This window comes from Enterobacter sp. 01-M-02-SI-ECC, assembly GCF_047530595.1.
GTDB lineage: Bacteria > Pseudomonadota > Gammaproteobacteria > Enterobacterales > Enterobacteriaceae > Enterobacter > Enterobacter cloacae_M.
In genome coordinates this window covers 229,438-245,778 of record NZ_JBLKCZ010000001.1, presented here as the reverse complement: position 1 = coordinate 245,778, position 16,341 = coordinate 229,438, and the positions used below count along the sequence as shown (strand labels likewise).

General features: G+C 48.8%; 23 protein-coding genes. 16 read left to right on the top strand and 7 right to left on the bottom strand.

Translation table 11 applies throughout. The features are described from left to right. Positions 1–650: 650 nt before the first annotated feature. From ACMWLG_RS01125 to ACMWLG_RS01095, 7 genes are all read right to left on the bottom strand, one after another. Positions 651–1,433, bottom strand: a complete 783-nt coding sequence (locus ACMWLG_RS01125) for an antitermination protein (RefSeq protein ID WP_045619502.1) — start codon at positions 1,431–1,433, stop codon at positions 651–653. Beyond that, positions 1,430–1,741, bottom strand: a complete 312-nt coding sequence (locus tag ACMWLG_RS01120) for a hypothetical protein (protein ID WP_045619504.1) — start codon at positions 1,739–1,741, stop codon at positions 1,430–1,432. The genes ACMWLG_RS01125 and ACMWLG_RS01120 overlap by 4 nt, the downstream gene beginning before the upstream one ends. Before the next feature lies 1 nt (position 1,742). After that, positions 1,743–3,614: an AAA family ATPase gene (locus ACMWLG_RS01115; protein WP_045619506.1), complete on the bottom strand. Its 1,872-nt coding sequence runs from the start codon at positions 3,612–3,614 to the stop codon at positions 1,743–1,745. Positions 3,615–3,717: 103 nt separating this feature from the next. Beyond that, positions 3,718–4,728, bottom strand: coding sequence for a hypothetical protein (locus ACMWLG_RS01110; protein ID WP_023150201.1), 1,011 nt, complete (start codon positions 4,726–4,728; stop codon positions 3,718–3,720). Then, positions 4,715–5,080 carry an HNH endonuclease gene (locus ACMWLG_RS01105; protein ID WP_414762937.1) on the bottom strand — a complete coding sequence of 122 codons (366 nt, stop codon included), beginning with the start codon at positions 5,078–5,080 and terminating at the stop codon, positions 4,715–4,717. Before ACMWLG_RS01105 ends, ACMWLG_RS01110 begins: the two co-directional genes overlap by 14 nt. Continuing rightward, positions 5,073–5,282, bottom strand: coding sequence for a DUF4222 domain-containing protein (locus ACMWLG_RS01100; protein WP_045404153.1), 210 nt, complete (start codon positions 5,280–5,282; stop codon positions 5,073–5,075). Before ACMWLG_RS01100 ends, ACMWLG_RS01105 begins: the two co-directional genes overlap by 8 nt. Before the next feature lies 1 nt (position 5,283). Further along, the gene (locus ACMWLG_RS01095) at positions 5,284–5,514 is read right to left on the bottom strand and encodes a transcriptional regulator (RefSeq protein ID WP_072051414.1); all 231 of its coding nucleotides are present in this window, start codon (positions 5,512–5,514) and stop codon (positions 5,284–5,286) included. A 49-nt stretch (positions 5,515–5,563) separates the two neighbouring features. Between ACMWLG_RS01095 and ACMWLG_RS01090 the strand changes: the two genes are divergently transcribed. From ACMWLG_RS01090 to asnS, 16 genes are all read left to right on the top strand, one after another. Further along, positions 5,564–6,349, top strand: a complete 786-nt coding sequence (locus ACMWLG_RS01090; RefSeq protein WP_006811075.1) for a helix-turn-helix transcriptional regulator — start codon at positions 5,564–5,566, stop codon at positions 6,347–6,349. Positions 6,350–6,524: 175 nt separating this feature from the next. Next, positions 6,525–6,956, top strand: coding sequence for a helix-turn-helix domain-containing protein (locus ACMWLG_RS01085; protein WP_006811077.1), 432 nt, complete (start codon positions 6,525–6,527; stop codon positions 6,954–6,956). 66 nt (positions 6,957–7,022) lie between these two features. Then, a complete protein-coding gene (locus ACMWLG_RS01080) occupies positions 7,023–7,409 on the top strand; it encodes a helix-turn-helix transcriptional regulator (protein ID WP_045619508.1) in 387 nt (128 codons plus the stop codon). A 106-nt stretch (positions 7,410–7,515) separates the two neighbouring features. Then, positions 7,516–7,737 carry a hypothetical protein gene (locus ACMWLG_RS01075; protein ID WP_045619509.1) on the top strand — a complete coding sequence of 74 codons (222 nt, stop codon included), beginning with the start codon at positions 7,516–7,518 and terminating at the stop codon, positions 7,735–7,737. Next, a complete protein-coding gene (locus ACMWLG_RS01070; RefSeq protein ID WP_045619511.1) occupies positions 7,730–8,083 on the top strand; it encodes a hypothetical protein in 354 nt (117 codons plus the stop codon). The genes ACMWLG_RS01075 and ACMWLG_RS01070 overlap by 8 nt, the downstream gene beginning before the upstream one ends. Next, a complete protein-coding gene (locus ACMWLG_RS01065; RefSeq protein ID WP_045619513.1) occupies positions 8,083–8,301 on the top strand; it encodes a hypothetical protein in 219 nt (72 codons plus the stop codon). The genes ACMWLG_RS01070 and ACMWLG_RS01065 overlap by 1 nt, the downstream gene beginning before the upstream one ends. Next, positions 8,298–8,804, top strand: a complete 507-nt coding sequence (locus tag ACMWLG_RS01060) for a hypothetical protein (protein ID WP_006811082.1) — start codon at positions 8,298–8,300, stop codon at positions 8,802–8,804. The genes ACMWLG_RS01065 and ACMWLG_RS01060 overlap by 4 nt, the downstream gene beginning before the upstream one ends. 12 nt (positions 8,805–8,816) lie before the next feature. Beyond that, entirely contained in the window at positions 8,817–9,677 is an 861-nt protein-coding gene (locus ACMWLG_RS01055) for an ORF6N domain-containing protein (RefSeq protein WP_045619515.1), read from the top strand. Then, entirely contained in the window at positions 9,677–9,928 is a 252-nt protein-coding gene (locus ACMWLG_RS01050; RefSeq protein WP_045619517.1) for a Lar family restriction alleviation protein, read from the top strand. Before ACMWLG_RS01055 ends, ACMWLG_RS01050 begins: the two co-directional genes overlap by 1 nt. A gap of 1 nt (position 9,929) precedes the next feature. Beyond that, on the top strand, positions 9,930–10,352 hold the full coding sequence (locus ACMWLG_RS01045; protein WP_044901830.1) for a hypothetical protein: 423 nt from the start codon (positions 9,930–9,932) through the stop codon (positions 10,350–10,352). 118 nt (positions 10,353–10,470) lie between these two features. Continuing rightward, a complete protein-coding gene (locus tag ACMWLG_RS01040) occupies positions 10,471–10,827 on the top strand; it encodes a hypothetical protein (protein ID WP_045619521.1) in 357 nt (118 codons plus the stop codon). Then, positions 10,820–11,152 (top strand): hypothetical protein, encoded by a 333-nt coding sequence (locus tag ACMWLG_RS01035; protein ID WP_023337025.1) that lies wholly within the window; start codon positions 10,820–10,822, stop codon positions 11,150–11,152. Before ACMWLG_RS01040 ends, ACMWLG_RS01035 begins: the two co-directional genes overlap by 8 nt. A 62-nt stretch (positions 11,153–11,214) precedes the next feature. Beyond that, positions 11,215–11,463, top strand: a complete 249-nt coding sequence (locus ACMWLG_RS01030) for an excisionase family protein (protein WP_044901828.1) — start codon at positions 11,215–11,217, stop codon at positions 11,461–11,463. Between the two features lie 44 nt (positions 11,464–11,507). Beyond that, positions 11,508–12,800 (top strand): tyrosine-type recombinase/integrase, encoded by a 1,293-nt coding sequence (locus ACMWLG_RS01025; RefSeq protein ID WP_045619524.1) that lies wholly within the window; start codon positions 11,508–11,510, stop codon positions 12,798–12,800. Between the two features lie 184 nt (positions 12,801–12,984). Next, positions 12,985–14,187 carry a nicotinate phosphoribosyltransferase gene (gene pncB / locus ACMWLG_RS01020; RefSeq protein ID WP_045404143.1) on the top strand — a complete coding sequence of 401 codons (1,203 nt, stop codon included), beginning with the start codon at positions 12,985–12,987 and terminating at the stop codon, positions 14,185–14,187. Between the two features lie 166 nt (positions 14,188–14,353). Further along, positions 14,354–15,754, top strand: coding sequence for an asparagine--tRNA ligase (asnS, locus tag ACMWLG_RS01015; RefSeq protein WP_029739509.1), 1,401 nt, complete (start codon positions 14,354–14,356; stop codon positions 15,752–15,754). The last annotated feature ends 587 nt before the right edge of the window (positions 15,755–16,341 follow it).

Genomic DNA, 16,341 nt, shown 5'->3' with positions numbered 1-16,341 from the left:
GGCCCTCGGGACGATTTAACAAGTAGGCGTGTCGATGATGTTTCCTTGAGCCTGAAATAAAAAAAGCCCGCTTTTGATGGCGGGCCAATGAGTTGACTATTTGTAAGGTAGGTGTGAGTAAGACCTATGCTCAGAAGTGAAGCTGTATCGGCTGATTCACTATCGGTTCAAGAGAACCATCGGGCATTCAGTTACTTCCCACAACTCAAAGCGTAGCAGCAGATTACAAAACCATAAAAAAAGGCCTGCTTTTTATAGCAGGCTCTCAAGGAATTTGAAACTTATATTGTTATTGTCATGGTGCCGGGTGCCTCCCGGTGACTCAACCCCAGTCAGCAAAGCCGCGCGCATACCTGCAGATAGCAGTTGACTGGAACGCCCTTTCGCTTAGAAAGGATTCACCACAATAATAAGTTACGACTAATCCATTCTAGCGGTCAATACATCATCGCCATGAGTCCTCTCAGAACGAGGGGAAACAAAAAAGGCCACCCATTGGCAGCCTTAGAAAAGCAAAAACCCCGCCGAGGCAGGGTTTCAATGATTAATTTCGTTTGGACGGTATCTTCCACGATTAGAAGCATACAGGACACTTTTATGCAAAGTCAACACTAACGTGCAAAAAAGTGTCGCTATTTGCTCCGATCATATTAATAAGTTGTTGCCTTCTCAAATTCTACCGCCGCGTGACGCTCCCCCTGGCGCAGAGTGTCCACCAGCATTTCAAAAAAGGGTTTCCAGTTGCGTGACCATGAGGATTGATGGAGGTCCGGTAGGCGCTTCAGAATGGCACGGTGTACCGTCGCCGAGGAGATAGCAGAGAAGCCATTACCAGAGCAACGTTCACACGTTTTGAAAACCGGTGCGCCGCGGTCTTTAGTCGCTTTGCGGTCCAACACTTCTCCTTTACCGCCACACCTGCACCGGGCAAGGATCACTTTCTTTCCTCCGCATGTTTCGCAAACTCTTTTCACCAGCTCATTTTTAATCTTTGGGGCCACTACTTCGGCACCGTCGGCGTCGAAAATACCAGGATGTTTAACCACATCCTCATTCCCGGAGATAAACCCGGTACCGCTGCAACTGTGGCATGTCACGCTGGTAGCCGCCGAACGGGAGTAATCAGCAAAGGCAAATTGCGCCAGCATCTGCATGCACCATCCAAAATGCCCACCAACTGCTTTGCGAACATTCTTTGGTGCCGTTTCCATCGCGTAACGAGCCAGCGCCTGAACTGCGAGCTGTTCATCTGTTTTGCTGATGCCGGCCTTGCCAAAGAAAGCAGCCAGGCCGAAGCGCGCACGGCTGCTGGTGGTGCCAATCGCCGCCATTACATCTGTTCCTGTAAGGCGGTCCGGAGAGGTTCCTTTCACGTCGTCGCTGATGTGCATTCCCTGAGGGCTGAAATGTTTGAGTGATGTTTCCAACTTCATTGAATGGTTTCCCCCTTTTCAGCAGTGCCAAACCAGCCAGGGTGCGCCCACTGGACATCAGTCATTTTATCGCCGTTACCCCACAGCGTCAGAACACGCATAGCAACGTAGTGCATAAGGATTTTTTCATGCTCTCGCCACTCATCATCAGGAGTGTCTTCAACAAATTCAGCGATGGCGTCAGCAATAAGACCGAAACACTCAGGGAAATCACTATGACCGATTGCGATGTCTTTTGCCGTTTCCTGAAGCTCCAAAAAACGCTGCTTGGTAAAGAGATACGACATTTCTCTAATTAGACGATCCATTTTAATACCTCGTTGCGTTGGTGGCTTCCCACTCAATATCAATTTCACTTTGCTGTTTGCCGGCCAAATAATTGAAGGGCCCTTTATCACCCTCGATAAACTGGTGTGAGCGGGAATCAAAGTTAGCCCCTATGTCTCCGATCCAGCCTTCTCCTTCACGTTGTTTCAACAGGCGGATCATCGAGGCGGGCATTTGGATAGCAGTCTGTTCGTCCTTATCAAGACTCTCATACCCCATTCTTTCAGCTTTGCGCTGGGCCAGTTCGCGCGGGATATTACGCCAGACGGCCATAACGTTGTCGGGCATGTCAGTTAAAGCGCCAGTGCCTTTAACATCCATTTTCCCTGTTGGTGCAGCTTCGTTTGTTTTTCTGGCATGCGTTACCAGCAGAACATGGCAGTTGTGCTCGTTTTTAAAGTCGCAGAGGGTATCGATAAATTCTTTTTGTCCACCGTAGTCCTCCTCATCGAGTCCACATTTTGCCAAGTTGTCGATAACGAAAAGATCGATTCCATAGCGGCGTCTGGCATAGGCAAATATTTCCAGCAGTCGATCGGCCTTGGCTGTTCCAGTGAGTTTGAACACCCAAAGACGATCAGAAAACCACTCGTTAGTCATGATGATTTCAGTACGTTCTGGGTTTTTTCTACAAATGGTTTGCCGGGTAAGACGAGCCAACATTTTCCCAGGCTTAAGCTCCAGCGAGGCAATGCATACCCGGACTCCCTGGCTCATGGCATTGACGGCGATATGTCCCACCAGCTCGGTTTTTCCGTGGCCGTTTACTCCGTTAACCAGCGTCAGCTCGCCGGCGCGGAATTTGAAATTACTGTTCAGCGAATCCCACGGGCTGGAAAATAATCCAACATCTCGATGCTCGAACGCATCCAGTGTTTCCTGAAGGAGATCACCCGCAGAGCAGAGTTCATCAGGGTCGAAGAATTTAGCGGTCCCCAAGTAGTGCCAGATTTCATCCTCGCTCATCCCGGAGGTCAGACATTCATTGATATCTTTGTGCGGCAGCTCTACCAGGCGGCAACGATGCTCCCCTAGACGACGAGCAATTTCTTTTGCGGCTTCGCGCCCTACATCATCGTTATCGAGGCTTAACCAAATTTCTTCGAATCGGTCGAGGTTGTGATACTCGTATTCGATCCATTGCTGTTTGGCCCCTTTTCCACCGCCGAACGGTACCGATAGAGCACTGATACCGAATTGCGAGTAGGTCATACAGTCAATCTCTCCTTCGCAAAGCACAACAGCACGAGCTTTCGCGTCCATAGCCTGCCAGCCAAACAGACATGGCTCGCAATCAGCTTCAGCCATGATCAACTTTTTGCCATTTGGTCGTTCAGTGCCGATTCGCTTTACCTGCAACAGCTCACCGTTGCGAAGATACGGAAACGCCACTGCCGGAATTTCGCGGTTTTCATCGTGGTACCAGACGACTGCGTCTGAAACACGGAATTGATCAGCTGTCTCTCGGGTGATGCCACGGGAAGAGAGGTAGTCGTAGCAATGGCTCGCCTTTTTAACGCCTTTTTTGGTTGGCCGTGAGAAGGTTTTTTTCTTCACCTCGAAGTGGTTATCGTCGTCCTTCAGCCCAAGGAACTCTTTCGCTTCCCGCATAGCGTCGTGCAGCTGGCAGTTACGCACCAGCACCCAAAGATCAAGCAGGTCTCCGCTGTCGCCGCTTGCAAAATCTGCCCAAGTCTTCTTACCACCGAGATTGATTTTCAGGCTCTTACCGGCATCACCATTGGTATTACCAGCGCACCACTCCTTGCCCTCGAGGTGTCCTCGTGGAAGCAGGTATTTCGCAACTCTTTCGGCGTTGTCCCACAATTTTTCAGATAACTCAGCAGGGGTCATCACACACTCCGTAAATCGAATTTTATAAAGCACATAGTCACGAATTCCTCACGCAAAAAACCGCGGTTATAGCCAGTAACCAGTAGACGTTTGAGGATTCTTTTCATGGGCGGTTAGCTCCGCGCTTCATGCGGTCAATGGCTGCCTGGCTGATAAATACCTCAGCCGAACCGTCACTTGGTTTTGCGAACCAGGAAGCCCCTGTCCCGCCGATGGCGTTTGCGCTTGCGGATATCTGAGGAGCTCCATTTGGTTTTTCATCGTTCCAGCGCTCTCCGTTCAGGTATGACGCTGGCAGGAGTTTGTCGAACCCCATTTGCTGTGTTTTCACCCGGAGGCTGATATCTTCAGCCAGCATAACGGCGAAGTTCTCAGGCGTACCTCGGTTCGCTTTTTTCCAGTCGCGATATTTGGTCCTGAACGCTGACTTAGCCTTGACCTTGGCATCCTTTCTCAGACCTGCCCCCCAAAAAATATTTTCGAAAGCGACATCGACTGGATCTTGGCCTTCAGCATCATCTGATTCTGAATCAGGTTTTTCCTGTGAAGGTTTCCCTTTCGACTCGTCAGGTTTATCGCCATCAGTCCGATTCGAATCGGACAAATTAGTTTTATTCCTTTCCTCTTCCCTTCCCTTCCTTTCCCTTCCGTCAGTGAGTTCGCCGTGAGCACTCAGTGAGTCCTCAGTGTTAACTCCATTGCTTGCATGTGAATCATATGTTTGTTTTTCATCATCATTCACTGAACCATCCATGTAATTAGGTGCTGGTTTCCGTGAGCTATCAGCGACTTCTTCTGGAGTAGGTATTGTTGTTGCGGATGGTCGGTTAATTTTCTGGTGTTTAGAAAAACCATCAATGTGAATATATTCAACACCATTCACTGAATACTCACTGATTAACCCAGCCAGGCTAAGTTCTTTAATTAACGGCTCGCAGTCGATCATGTCCGCAGGGAAAATCTGCATCTTGATACGCTTCGGGGAGCGCACCAGATTGCCTTTGTCGTCGGCAAAATTGAACATTCCGATAAACATCAGGCGCGCCTCAAATGAGCATTCGACAATCTTCTCATCAGTCCAGAACTCAGGTTTAATTGTTCTAATGCGTGCCATCAATCACCCCTCCATCAGAACAAATAACCTCACTTACATCAGGCCTTGGCTGGAATTTGGCATCAACCAGGGATGCCTTGCGCGCATTGCAGGAATCACACAAAAACTGCATGTTGTCTGGGTGGTGAGCCCCACCGTTACGTCGCGATACAATGTGATCTGCGACCAATTTAATGCGGTCTTGACTACCACAATGACGGCATTTGAAACCGTCGCGCCAAAGAACAAATTCGCGTAGTGCGCGATGGCAGGGTACGCGCATTTTCAGGCGACCTTTGATCGTGGGCACTTTCCATTTGTTGCCGTTCTGGTCTAACCAAAACTCAGACGACACCTTTCCGTAATCACGCATTTTGCGCCTCCGAGACCTTTGTAAAATATTGTTGGAACTTCCAGACAGGCTGCATGCATTCATGCGGATAATTCTGCCTGGTGAAATACACCTGCTGCTTATCCCGATTCCAGCCGGTGACATGCACAATCACCCCGCGCGGATCGCGATAATCGATATCCAATGGCTTAACTTGGTTTTCGGTAGTGATTGGATGTGACATGTCACACCTCATTGCCCGGATGTGGGAAAACAAGCATTTCTCGCTTGATGGGTTTTTTACCCACAAAAGTTCTACTTGCTGCTTCAATAGAAGTTGCAAGTTTTGGTGACGCATTTCTGTATCCGTAGGCAATAAGATTCAAATATCCTATTGATGTACCGCTCTTAACTGCCAAAGCGTGCCATTCTTCTTTAGTGGAAGCACGACGCCAGGAAAGAAGTTCGTTTTCCATACCCACACCTCAATTTATCATTTTGGTAAAGTTTATCTTTACGATAACTATGAGGCAAGATAAATTTATCAAATTGGGTATTTATCATATTGCTAAAAAGTGGGAGTATTTGGTCATGGACATAAAAAACATTCGACGTCAGAACCTAAACAGGTTGATTGGTGAGTACATCGTGGAAGGTTATACCAAGGCACAAATTGCTGAAAAAATTGGTATACCCCCTTCTCAACTGAGTCAGTTATCTGGCTCTAACGCCTCTCGTAACATTGGTGACATAATAGCTAGGAGAATTGAGTCAAGTATGGGCCTGCCCCATGGCTGGATGGATTCAAAGAGAGCAGATGTTGATGCATCTGGTACCAAGCCTAACTTTTTCATAAATCCACTGACAAAAAATCAGCAACAATACCGAATTGAGGTGCTGGACACTGAGTTCAGTTGCGGAAGTGGCAGGATGAACATGGACTATCCTGAAATAGTTAAATCGATTGAACTTGATCCAGAGGAGGCTAAAAGGATGTTTGGTGGGCGTAGCCCTACCTCCCTGAAAATCTGCACGGTTGTCGGCGATAGCATGCTCGGGACTATTTTCCCTGGGGATCTTGTCGTTATAGACGTTACGGTAAACCGGTTGATAGGTGATGGGATTTATGCGTTCGTTTATGGTGACAACTTTCATATCAAACGCTTACAGCTGCTTAAGGACAAGCTGGTAGTCATCAGCGATAATTCAACTTACGAAAAATGGTTTGTATCTGAAACTGATCAAAGCGAGTTTCACATTCAGGGCTTAGTTGTCGGTAGATGGCAAATGTCATACAACCGTTTGGGGTGAGACTCATACATATAAAAAACCAGCTTCTGCTGGTTTTTTTATGCCCTGCACAAAATAATTTACTATATATATCAATATCATAACCATTAATTTATCATAATTTATCAAAAAGATATTTACCAAAATTTATCTTTGAGATAAAGTTCATTCATCGGCAAACAACGGAGCCAATGAAATGAATACTCAAATCACCGTAGCCAAAACCATCGGCAAAAGAATATTAAATCAAAGATCTTCGCTTCGACTCTCTCAGGATTTTTTGGCTGATCATCTTGGTTTAACAACCGAAACCATTAACAACTGGGAAACGGAAAAAACTGTTCCGTTTGCTGACCAGTTAATCCAATTGGCTAACATTCTTCATTCTGATGTTCTGTGGCTCATTTCAGGAAACGAGCAGTGCGGTGAATTTACAGAACCAACAAGTATTATAACGTCCAATCAACTTAACTCATGGTCTGCTGATATTGGCAATTGCAGAATGGCTTTATCTAACGCTATGGATTGCATGCCTCCGGAATTGTCGGCTATCGGTACACTAACTATCGTTTATGAAAAATTAGACGACTTGCAAGAAACCATCTGCAAGCAAGCCGACAAAATTTAAAATTAATTAACATTATTTAATTAACACCTTTCTTGGTGGGGACAAACTCACCCTTAGGAAATGAAAATGCAAAATTCCGTCGCAATTAATCAGCCAGTTAAAACACCTCAGATGCTGTTCGGATCTGACAACATTAATGACTTTGGCAACCGCGTTCAAAGCTGCCGGATGGAAGGTGATTCAATGCAGCCGACCATCGAACCATGTGAGGTTGTGGCTTTCGTTGATTGCGGTGGAAGTGCGCTTACCTCTGGCATTTATGTTTACACAATGGATGCTTTTGGTCGCCCATGCCTTTTCATTAAGAGAATCGAGCCATTAGCTGATGGCTCATTAAAAATCATCTCTGATAACCATCATTACGTAACTTTCACCCCTAACACCGATGAACAGAAAGAAATCAAAATTCACGGTCGGGTAGTCGCTTCTTTGGCTGTGAGGCACTTCGTATGACTTTCATCATTGATAAATCGGCATATAGAACAGCATGCCTTTATGCGGCCTGCGGTTACGAGGTAATCGCTCGTCTTTATCTTAAAAAAGCATATGGTCGTTAATTATGGGCCTTTTAAAAAGACAGGATATTCAGGAAGTGAATATCAAAGCGGAGAAGTTGTCTGGCTTGTCGCAAACATTATTTGAATATCACGACGAGTTAGACAGATTTCAACTCAAAACAATATGCGCTCTGGTTTATGACCTCGCCGCTGAGATTCATGGGTGGACCGAAAAAGAAGAGGAAATAGTTATGAGTTTGGAGGAGGAACAGCGCAATGGATAAATTAATCGAGACATATCGTCGACGAATTTTAAAAGCAGCGTTATTACGCCACCAGCGTAAAACAGGCAGTAACTGCCTTGTTATAAAGCTCAATAAAGGCGGCATTAACACAGTCGAGTTAACAGAGATTTTACTTGATGGATTATTACGAAAATTCGAAAGGCTCGCGTTCAGTGAGTACGGAAATGTCGAAGGCGTAAAAGCTATTAAGGGAATTTACAGCAGCGCTGTTGATGTTAATGGCAGCGGTGAATTTCTTACGGATAGCGGGAAGGAATTAATCGACGAGCTCATTTCTGAGCTGGTTGAGTTCGTCAAAAAACAAAAAGTGGAGGCCCGGATCTGATGGCGCTGACAGCGATACGAATTCCTGAGTGGGTTCACCTCAAAGCAGCACACGTTTTAAGCCAGTTCAGAGCGAGGAGGATTCACCCCTGCCGCATGATCGGCACCGGGAATCTGAGCCTGAAGGTAAATCACCGCTGGCGGCTACTATCCCGCGATGGCGGCAAGAACTGGGAAGTAATGAGCCATGAAACCTATAACCGGGAGAAAGACAGATGACTGACTTTGAAAAAGATAACGTGAAGCAGCTTGTTGCTCGCCTGAAGGAAATCCAGAAGCAATCCGACGTAACGATTCCTGGTTGGATGCTTGACGAAAACCGCTATGGCAAGGGCTCCCTTACTTTAGAAGAGCAGCATGAGTGGGCTCAAACCGTCGTCCAGTCCATGCGCGGTACGGTCGCCCTTCTTTATCTCATCAGCTGCGAAAACCGCTGGGGACTCCGTGACGGGCAATACCAGTTTAAAACCGAGGAGTTTACCTTCGGCTTAACCCGGGAACTTATTGAAAATCTGCTGATTAAGCATGTGGAGTGCGCACTGATCGAGCACAAGCCTGAGGAACGCTATCTGGCGGTTTACCAGTTCTACTACGCCAACGATCAGCGCCTGAAAGAAGTCGGTCATTCGTGGTTCGCAGAGTTTCTCGACGAGATTTTTGTAGATCTCGCTGCCCAGCTGCGCACCGGTAAAACAATGCCAGCCAATCACGTTTTGCATTAAGGAGCAATGAAGATGGCAATGAAAGCAGAATTAGCACCAGTAGCGGCCCGTGACCTGCAGATCATCGAGTATCGCGGTCAGCGAGTTGTGACCACTGAACAGCTGGCGGCAGGATATGGCGCAACCGAGCAGATGATCACCAACAACTTCAACCGCAACAAATCCCGGTTCGTTGAAGGTAAACATTACTTCAAGCTTTCTAGCGGAGATGTTGAAATTTTGCGCAACTCTTTCAGCGGACTGCAAATCTCAAGCAAAGCTCGCACCCTGACTCTTTGGACTGAACGCGGTGCAGCTAACCACGCCAAAATTCTCGAGACAGATCAGTCCTGGGAATTCTACGACGATATGGCTGAGTTTTATTTCACCCGCCGCGCCTCTATTGCAACGCCGGCAACACCGCTGACACTTAGCCGAAAAGAACTTGCCTTGATGGTAATTGAAGCCGAAGAACGCGCCGAAGCCGCTGCACTCGAAACCAGGACCCTCAGCGCCACTGTTGAAAGCCTGGAGAAGCACTTCACCAAAGGCATGACGATCCCAGCATTCAGCAAGGCGCTGAACGGCGTCAACATCAACAAAATGATGTGGTGGGCGTCCGAGCGTGGCTGGGTGTTTAACGAGCAACGCGACCCAGAGAAAGATCCGCGCTGGCGCGTCGCCTCATATGCCCGCGACAAATATCTGACGGAAGACCAGACGCAGATCACCCCGCACGGCAAGGATGCTTTCACGAAGTTTACGCCAGTACTGCTGGAGAAAGGCTGTCACCGTCTGTATCAGCTGTACATGAAAGGTGAGCTGCCAATGAAAAAGACTTGGAATGGCGAGTACAGCCACGACAAAGCGATTTATTCACCGGAGGCCAAATAATGGAACTGCTTCCTTGCCCACTTTGTGGCAACGATGAAATAGATTTCGATTCTGTGCTTTATGAAGGCGAGCCAATGTTTGTAGTCCGTTGCGATTGCTGCAGTGTGAGTCTAGCTCCGCAAGCTCGTGATATGGCTGCGGCCATCTGGAACCAGCGAGCACCACGGCAGAAAGAAGCGACAGATTCATACCAAATTCTTGAGCACCCATCAGTGGGGCGATTTCAGATCATTAAGCCGGAGGGCTTCTGAAGTGAATAATGATATCTGGAATCCGGCTGGCTCTATTGAGCTGGCCCACCGGCAGGCTCTGACATGTGTATGTGATGCCTACTTGTTTCATTTGGTCAGCCTGCACCGTCGCCCTGTATATCGCCACCAGTACGGTGATATTTCGCTTAATCAGACAGCATTACAGGGATTCATCGACTCGTACCTCGCTGATAAGGGATGGAGTATGGAGCGTCGCCGTGCACATTACATCAACATTCTCGATCTCATCCGCTATATGGGTCGAAAAAACTCGGATTTCATCGACTGGGGCACGGTGCCAACGCTAACCCCTCGTGGAATTCGCTGGTTGAACGCCTGTTTCTCAAGACTGGGGGATATGGTGAACAGTTATGGCGGATGGGAAGGTTACATCACTGCTACTAAGAAAGGTGCGGGCCAATGAAAAAAGTATCTGAGCTGGTGATGTTTACTCTTTTCTTCTCCAGCCTTACGGGGATTGGGTTAACAGCGGGGTTCTACTGTTTTATCGGAGTATGCAAGCTGCTTTGGAGGATTGTTGGATGAAAGCTGAATCCATTGATGTTAACCAACTGGTCACAATAAACGACCACCTGCAGGCGCTGGTCACGGCTGAAGATGTCATTGCCAGTATCAATTCGCAGCTTGAAACCGTTATCGACAACGACTACGGCTGGCGGCACCGGGCAAATGTAGCGCGGGTTAAGTGGCAGAACACACGGAAACGTATCACTGCCCGCCTGGCCGTATTGCGTCAATTGGAGCGAGAGAGAAATATTGAGCGTCAAAAATCGCGGGATGAATTGCTCATCAGGGCCCTGAGGAATGAGGTATCAGCTGAAATTTTCCGCCGCTGCTGTGAGTCCGTAGAAAGGGAAATGGAGGTGTGCAATGAGTGAGTCGAATTTGTTCGAGCTTGTTCAATTGATTAAATCCGCTGCCGGCGATCCCTCTGCAATGACCGATGCTATCTGGGAAGCTGGTTATCGCCAGCCTGAGAGAACAGAGGAGGAGGCCGCCAAAATAACGATCGACACCTTCTTCTACTGCATGGCCTTCGACATGCCCACGGAATTCTGGCCACGCGATTACGAGAGCGTTCTCAAGAATGAACTGATGAAAGCTGTTGGTGGTGAGGATGGAGAGCTGGCCTACGCCACCGCCAGCGAAATTGCCAAAAGCGTTATCAATGCTGGATTCAGCAAGGAGGCCGCCAATGGATGAAATGGTCAATTTGAATAATGTGTGGTTCCACTGCCGTGATCTGATTGTGATGTGAGGTGGGTATGAGCGATGTTGTTCTTTTGGTACCGAATGACTGGGTTAGCGAAAAGGTTCTGATTGCGGTTACCGGGCTTAAGCCCGGAACCATCACCCGAGCCAGAAAAGAATCCTGGATGCTTGGTCGCGAGTACCTGCACATTTCACCAGATGGCAATCCAAAGCCTTCGAGCGAATGCATGTACAACAGAAAAGCAGTTGATCAGTGGATCGAGGCTCAGAAAAAAAATCAACCAGGTGCGAAGACAGCATGAAAAGCAGTACACTCGTCAACGCTCCTGGACGTCAGGAGGGATTAATGGCTAATGCATCATACCCGACAGGCGTCGAAAACCACGGCGGTTCGCTCCGCATCTGGTTTCTGTATAAAGGTAAACGTGTCAGGGAAAACCTCGGTGTCCCTGACACTGCAAAAAATCGCAAGATAGCTGGTGAGCTGCGTTCTTCGGTTTGTTTTGCGATAAGGATGGGGAATTTTAACTATGCGGAAAAATTCCCAAACTCACCGAACCTTGCCCGGTTCGGTCAGGATAGAAAGGAAATTACTGTGCTGGAGCTTACCGAAAGATGGTCAGAGCTGAAGAGAATGGAGATCAGCTCTAATACCATGAGTAGGTACGAATCCATCATAAAAAACATGCTTCCGCGCATCGGCGAAAATAAAATGGTTTCTGCGGTTACCACTGAAGATTTGCTGTATGTCAGGAAGGAGTTGCTGACGGGCTTCCATGTAATGAAGAAGGATCACCGTACACAGGTAAAAGGCCGGAAGTCTTCAACGGTGAATAATTACATGATGCTGATGGCCGAGATCTTCCAGTTTGGAACTGATAATGGCTACGCAAAGGAAAACCCGTTTAGCGGAATTAACCGTCTCAGGAAGGCAAAAGACGAACCAGATCCACTCACGACAGACGAGTTCATCAGGTTCATTCAGGCATGCGGCCACCAGCAGATGCGAAATCTCTGGACCGTCGCCGTTTATACCGGAATGAGGCATGGGGAATTATGTGGTCTTGCATGGGAAGACATCGATCTCACCGCGGGAACCATTACGGTTAAGCGCAACCTTACCCAAACGTATGAGTTCACCCTGCCAAAAACCGAGGCAGGCACTGACAGGGTGATTTATCTCATACAACCAGCTATTGATGCCCTCAGGAATCAGGCCCAACTGACGCGCCTTGGCCGGCAGCATGAGGTTGAAGTGAATTTGCGTGAATATGGCCAGTCAGTCATACATCCATGCACTTTCGTTTTCAGCCCTCAATGCGTCAAACGTGGGTCTCACACAGGATATCACTACGCGGTTAATTCGATTAATAAAATTTGGGCTCCGATAATCAAGCGCGCCGGTATTCGTTACCGCAACGCTTATCAGTCACGGCATACCTATGCGTGCTGGTCATTATCAGCTGGTGCTAACCCGAACTTTATAGCAACTCAGATGGGGCATACCGATGCACAGATGGTTTACAAGGTGTATGGAAAGTGGATGTCAGAGAAGAGTGGAGAGCAGGTTGCTCTGCTCAACCAGGCGCTTTCACACACTGCCCCATCACTGCCCCAAAGCATGGTAGTAGCGCAGTAGAAAACCTTAAATTCAAGTGGTTAGCATAGTTACTGCTACATTTGTATAACACGGGGCACAAAATGCCCTCGACCATAAAACGCGCTTATGTTGTGATCGGGGTTCAATAAATCACTAAACAAGGTATACTCCGGAGTTGTTTATTGTACTAAACGCTCCTGTGAGAGGATGCTACTGCGCACCTATGACTCAATTCGCTTCTCCAGTTCTGCATACGTTGCTGGATACCGACGCGTATAAACTGCATATGCAGCAAGCCGTTTTCCACCACTACTATGACGTTCACGTCGCGGCGGAATTCCGCTGTCGCGGCGACGACTTGCTCGGTATCTACGCAGACGCCATTCGTGAACAGGTCGATGCTATGCAGCATCTGACGCTGCAGGACGAGGAATATCAGTGGCTTTCTGGCCTGCCTTTCTTCAAAGCCGATTACCTGAACTGGCTGCGCGATTTCCGCTATAAGCCGGAGCAGGTCACCGTGCTTAACGATAACGGCAAACTGGATATTCGCCTTGAAGGCCCGTGGCGGGAAGTGATCATGTGGGAAGTGCCGCTTCTGGCGGTGATCAGTGAACTGGCTCACCGCTACCGTTCGCCGGAAAAAGGCGTCGAGCAGGCGGTCGCCGCGCTGGAAAATAAACTCGCAGCCTTCTCCACGCTGACCGAAGGGCTGGACATGTCCCGCTTCCGCCTGATGGACTTTGGCACGCGTCGCCGTTTCTCGCGTGACGTTCAGGAGGCCATCGTTAAACGTCTGCAGCAGGAGCCGTGGTTCGTTGGCACCAGCAACTACGATCTGGCACGCCGCCTCAGCCTGACGCCAATGGGCACCCAGGCACACGAGTGGTTCCAGGCGCATCAGCAGATCAGCCCCGATCTGGCTAACAGCCAGCGCGCGGCACTGGCCGCATGGCTTGAGGAGTACCCGAATCAGCTCGGGATTGCCCTCACCGACTGTATTACGATGGATGCCTTCCTGCGCGACTTTGGTCCCGAGTTCGCTGAACGTTACCAGGGATTACGCCACGACTCCGGGGATCCGGTTGAATGGGGCGAGAAAGCCATTGCCCATTACGAAAAACTCGGCATCGATCCGATGAGCAAGGTGCTGGTCTTCTCGGATAATCTCGACCTGGCGAAAGCGGTCGACCTCTATCGCCATTTCAATAGCCGTGTGAACCTGAGCTTCGGGATTGGTACCCGTCTGACCTGCGATATTCCTCAGGTAAAACCTCTGAATATCGTCATCAAACTGGTGGAATGTAACGGCAAGCCGGTGGCAAAACTCTCCGACAGCCCGGGTAAAACCATCTGCCATGACAAAGCGTTTGTCCGCGCATTGCGCAAAGCGTTCGATCTCCCCTTGATCAAAAAAGCCAGTTAAGCGCTTACGGGAGCCTTTATGGCTCCCTTCTCCTTATTTATTTCTCAATTCTTCTCTTTTGACTGCGAAATTTACTTGTCTGATAGCGGATGGCAGGTAACATAGATATCCCCCCATAAGGGTGGACAAGTGTTTATTTTTTCCGACTATTAACAGAGAGAATATTATGAGCGTTGTGCCTGTAGCCGACGTACTCCAGGGCCGTGTCGCCGTTGACCAGGAAGTCACCGTGCGCGGATGGGTGCGTACCCGCCGAGATTCTAAAGCTGGCATCTCCTTCCTTGCCGTCTATGACGGTTCCTGCTTTGATCCTGTACAGGCCGTCATTAATAATTCTCTGCCCAATTACAATGATGACGTTCTGCGACTGACAACCGGTTGCTCCGTCATTGTTACCGGCGTGGTTGTGGCGTCACCGGGCCAGGGCCAGAGCTTCGAAATTCAGGCCTCTGCCATTGAAGTCACCGGCTGGGTTGAAGATCCGGATACCTACCCGATGGCGGCAAAACGCCACAGCATCGAATATCTGCGTGAAGTCGCCCACCTGCGTCCGCGTACCAACCTGATTGGTGCGGTGGCGCGCGTGCGTCATACGCTGGCGCAGGCGCTGCATCGTTTCTTCGATGAGCAGGGTTACTTCTGGGTGTCTACCCCGCTGATCACCGCGTCCGATACGGAAGGTGCCGGTGAGATGTTCCGCGTTTCGACGCTGGACATGGAAAACCTGCCGCGCACGCCAGAAGGTAAAGTGGACTATGACAAAGACTTCTTTGGTAAAGAAGCCTTCCTGACGGTGTCTGGTCAGCTCAACGGCGAAACGTACGCCTGTGCGCTGTCTAAGATCTACACCTTTGGCCCAACCTTCCGCGCCGAAAACTCCAACACCAGCCGTCACCTGGCGGAATTCTGGATGCTGGAGCCTGAAGTGGCCTTCGCCGACCTGGACGATGTTGCGGGTCTGGCGGAAGCGATGCTGAAGTATGTGTTCAAAGCGGTGCTGGAAGAGCGTCCTGACGACATGAAATTCTTCGCAGAACGCGTAGACAGCGATGCTGTGGCGCGTCTGGAGCGTTTCGTCTCTGCCGACTTTGCGCAGGTGGACTATACCGACGCGGTGGCGATCCTCGAGAAATGCGGTGAGACGTTCGAGAACCCGGTTTACTGGGGCGTTGACCTGGCGTCTGAACACGAACGCTATCTGGCCGAGAAGCATTTCAAAGCGCCGGTTGTCGTTAAAAACTACCCGAAAGACATTAAGGCCTTCTATATGCGCCTTAACGAAGACGGTAAAACCGTGGCAGCGATGGACGTTCTGGCACCGGGCATTGGTGAAATCATCGGTGGCTCTCAGCGTGAAGAACGTCTTGACGTGCTGGACGCGCGTATGGAAGAGATGGGGCTCAACCCAGCTGACTACAGCTGGTACCGCGATCTGCGTCGTTACGGTACCGTACCGCACGCCGGTTTTGGTCTGGGCTTCGAGCGTCTGATTGCCTACGTTACTGGTGTTCAGAACGTACGTGACGTGATTCCTTTCCCACGTACTCCACGTAACGCCAGCTTCTAATCGATACAATACTAAAATGGCCAGCTTATGCTGGCCATTATTTTATTCTGTATTGTCAGTTTTCGTCAGCGCAAAGTCAGCGTCTTTAAACCTTCACCCCGTCACAACCACTACCTGTTACGTTTTGTTTCCGCGAAATATCCAGCCACAAAAAATAAACCCCATTCTTATTGCGATTATTACATCCTCAAGTGATAGCACAAATTTCAACCACTTTTACAGCCGTCCGGAAGGCCTTTTGGAGTCATAAGAAAAAACGAGCCGTTTAGCGTCTGTTTATATGAATCGCCTTTATCTCAATTAATCATAAGGAATTCATATATATAGGATAGTGCTTGTTGTTTAATTCGCCAGGGCGTTCTGAAGTTTGAGGTGGTTCACAAAGTTCCCAAAAATACATATTTAGTTACACATAATTTCTTTTGCTTACTTAATCTTGAGAATTGTAGCACTTTCAGGCTAGCGAAACGCTTCGCCGAATGGAAAGATGCCTGTCAGATACATAAAGACACCAAACTCTCATCAATAGTTCCGGAAATATTTATTGACAGAATTTATTGACGGCAGTGGCGAGTGTCATAAAAAAC

Bases quoted from the DNA above. Each gene is read 5' to 3' on its own strand.
- ACMWLG_RS01125 (WP_045619502.1), bottom strand. From the start codon at position 1,433: ATGAAGTTGGAAACATCACTCAAACATTTCAGCCCTCAGGGAATGCAC.
- ACMWLG_RS01120 (WP_045619504.1), bottom strand. From the start codon at position 1,741: ATGGATCGTCTAATTAGAGAAATGTCGTATCTCTTTACCAAGCAGCGT.
- ACMWLG_RS01115 (WP_045619506.1), bottom strand. From the start codon at position 3,614: ATGACCCCTGCTGAGTTATCTGAAAAATTGTGGGACAACGCCGAAAGA.
- ACMWLG_RS01110 (WP_023150201.1), bottom strand. From the start codon at position 4,728: ATGGCACGCATTAGAACAATTAAACCTGAGTTCTGGACTGATGAGAAG.
- ACMWLG_RS01105 (WP_414762937.1), bottom strand. From the start codon at position 5,080: ATGCGTGATTACGGAAAGGTGTCGTCTGAGTTTTGGTTAGACCAGAAC.
- ACMWLG_RS01100 (WP_045404153.1), bottom strand. From the start codon at position 5,282: ATGTCACATCCAATCACTACCGAAAACCAAGTTAAGCCATTGGATATC.
- ACMWLG_RS01095 (WP_072051414.1), bottom strand. From the start codon at position 5,514: ATGGAAAACGAACTTCTTTCCTGGCGTCGTGCTTCCACTAAAGAAGAA.
- ACMWLG_RS01090 (WP_006811075.1), top strand. From the start codon at position 5,564: ATGAGGCAAGATAAATTTATCAAATTGGGTATTTATCATATTGCTAAA.
- ACMWLG_RS01085 (WP_006811077.1), top strand. From the start codon at position 6,525: ATGAATACTCAAATCACCGTAGCCAAAACCATCGGCAAAAGAATATTA.
- ACMWLG_RS01080 (WP_045619508.1), top strand. From the start codon at position 7,023: ATGCAAAATTCCGTCGCAATTAATCAGCCAGTTAAAACACCTCAGATG.
- ACMWLG_RS01075 (WP_045619509.1), top strand. From the start codon at position 7,516: ATGGGCCTTTTAAAAAGACAGGATATTCAGGAAGTGAATATCAAAGCG.
- ACMWLG_RS01070 (WP_045619511.1), top strand. From the start codon at position 7,730: ATGGATAAATTAATCGAGACATATCGTCGACGAATTTTAAAAGCAGCG.
- ACMWLG_RS01065 (WP_045619513.1), top strand. From the start codon at position 8,083: ATGGCGCTGACAGCGATACGAATTCCTGAGTGGGTTCACCTCAAAGCA.
- ACMWLG_RS01060 (WP_006811082.1), top strand. From the start codon at position 8,298: ATGACTGACTTTGAAAAAGATAACGTGAAGCAGCTTGTTGCTCGCCTG.
- ACMWLG_RS01055 (WP_045619515.1), top strand. From the start codon at position 8,817: ATGGCAATGAAAGCAGAATTAGCACCAGTAGCGGCCCGTGACCTGCAG.
- ACMWLG_RS01050 (WP_045619517.1), top strand. From the start codon at position 9,677: ATGGAACTGCTTCCTTGCCCACTTTGTGGCAACGATGAAATAGATTTC.
- ACMWLG_RS01040 (WP_045619521.1), top strand. From the start codon at position 10,471: ATGAAAGCTGAATCCATTGATGTTAACCAACTGGTCACAATAAACGAC.
- ACMWLG_RS01035 (WP_023337025.1), top strand. From the start codon at position 10,820: ATGAGTGAGTCGAATTTGTTCGAGCTTGTTCAATTGATTAAATCCGCT.
- ACMWLG_RS01030 (WP_044901828.1), top strand. From the start codon at position 11,215: ATGAGCGATGTTGTTCTTTTGGTACCGAATGACTGGGTTAGCGAAAAG.
- ACMWLG_RS01025 (WP_045619524.1), top strand. From the start codon at position 11,508: ATGGCTAATGCATCATACCCGACAGGCGTCGAAAACCACGGCGGTTCG.
- pncB (WP_045404143.1), top strand. From the start codon at position 12,985: ATGACTCAATTCGCTTCTCCAGTTCTGCATACGTTGCTGGATACCGAC.
- asnS (WP_029739509.1), top strand. From the start codon at position 14,354: ATGAGCGTTGTGCCTGTAGCCGACGTACTCCAGGGCCGTGTCGCCGTT.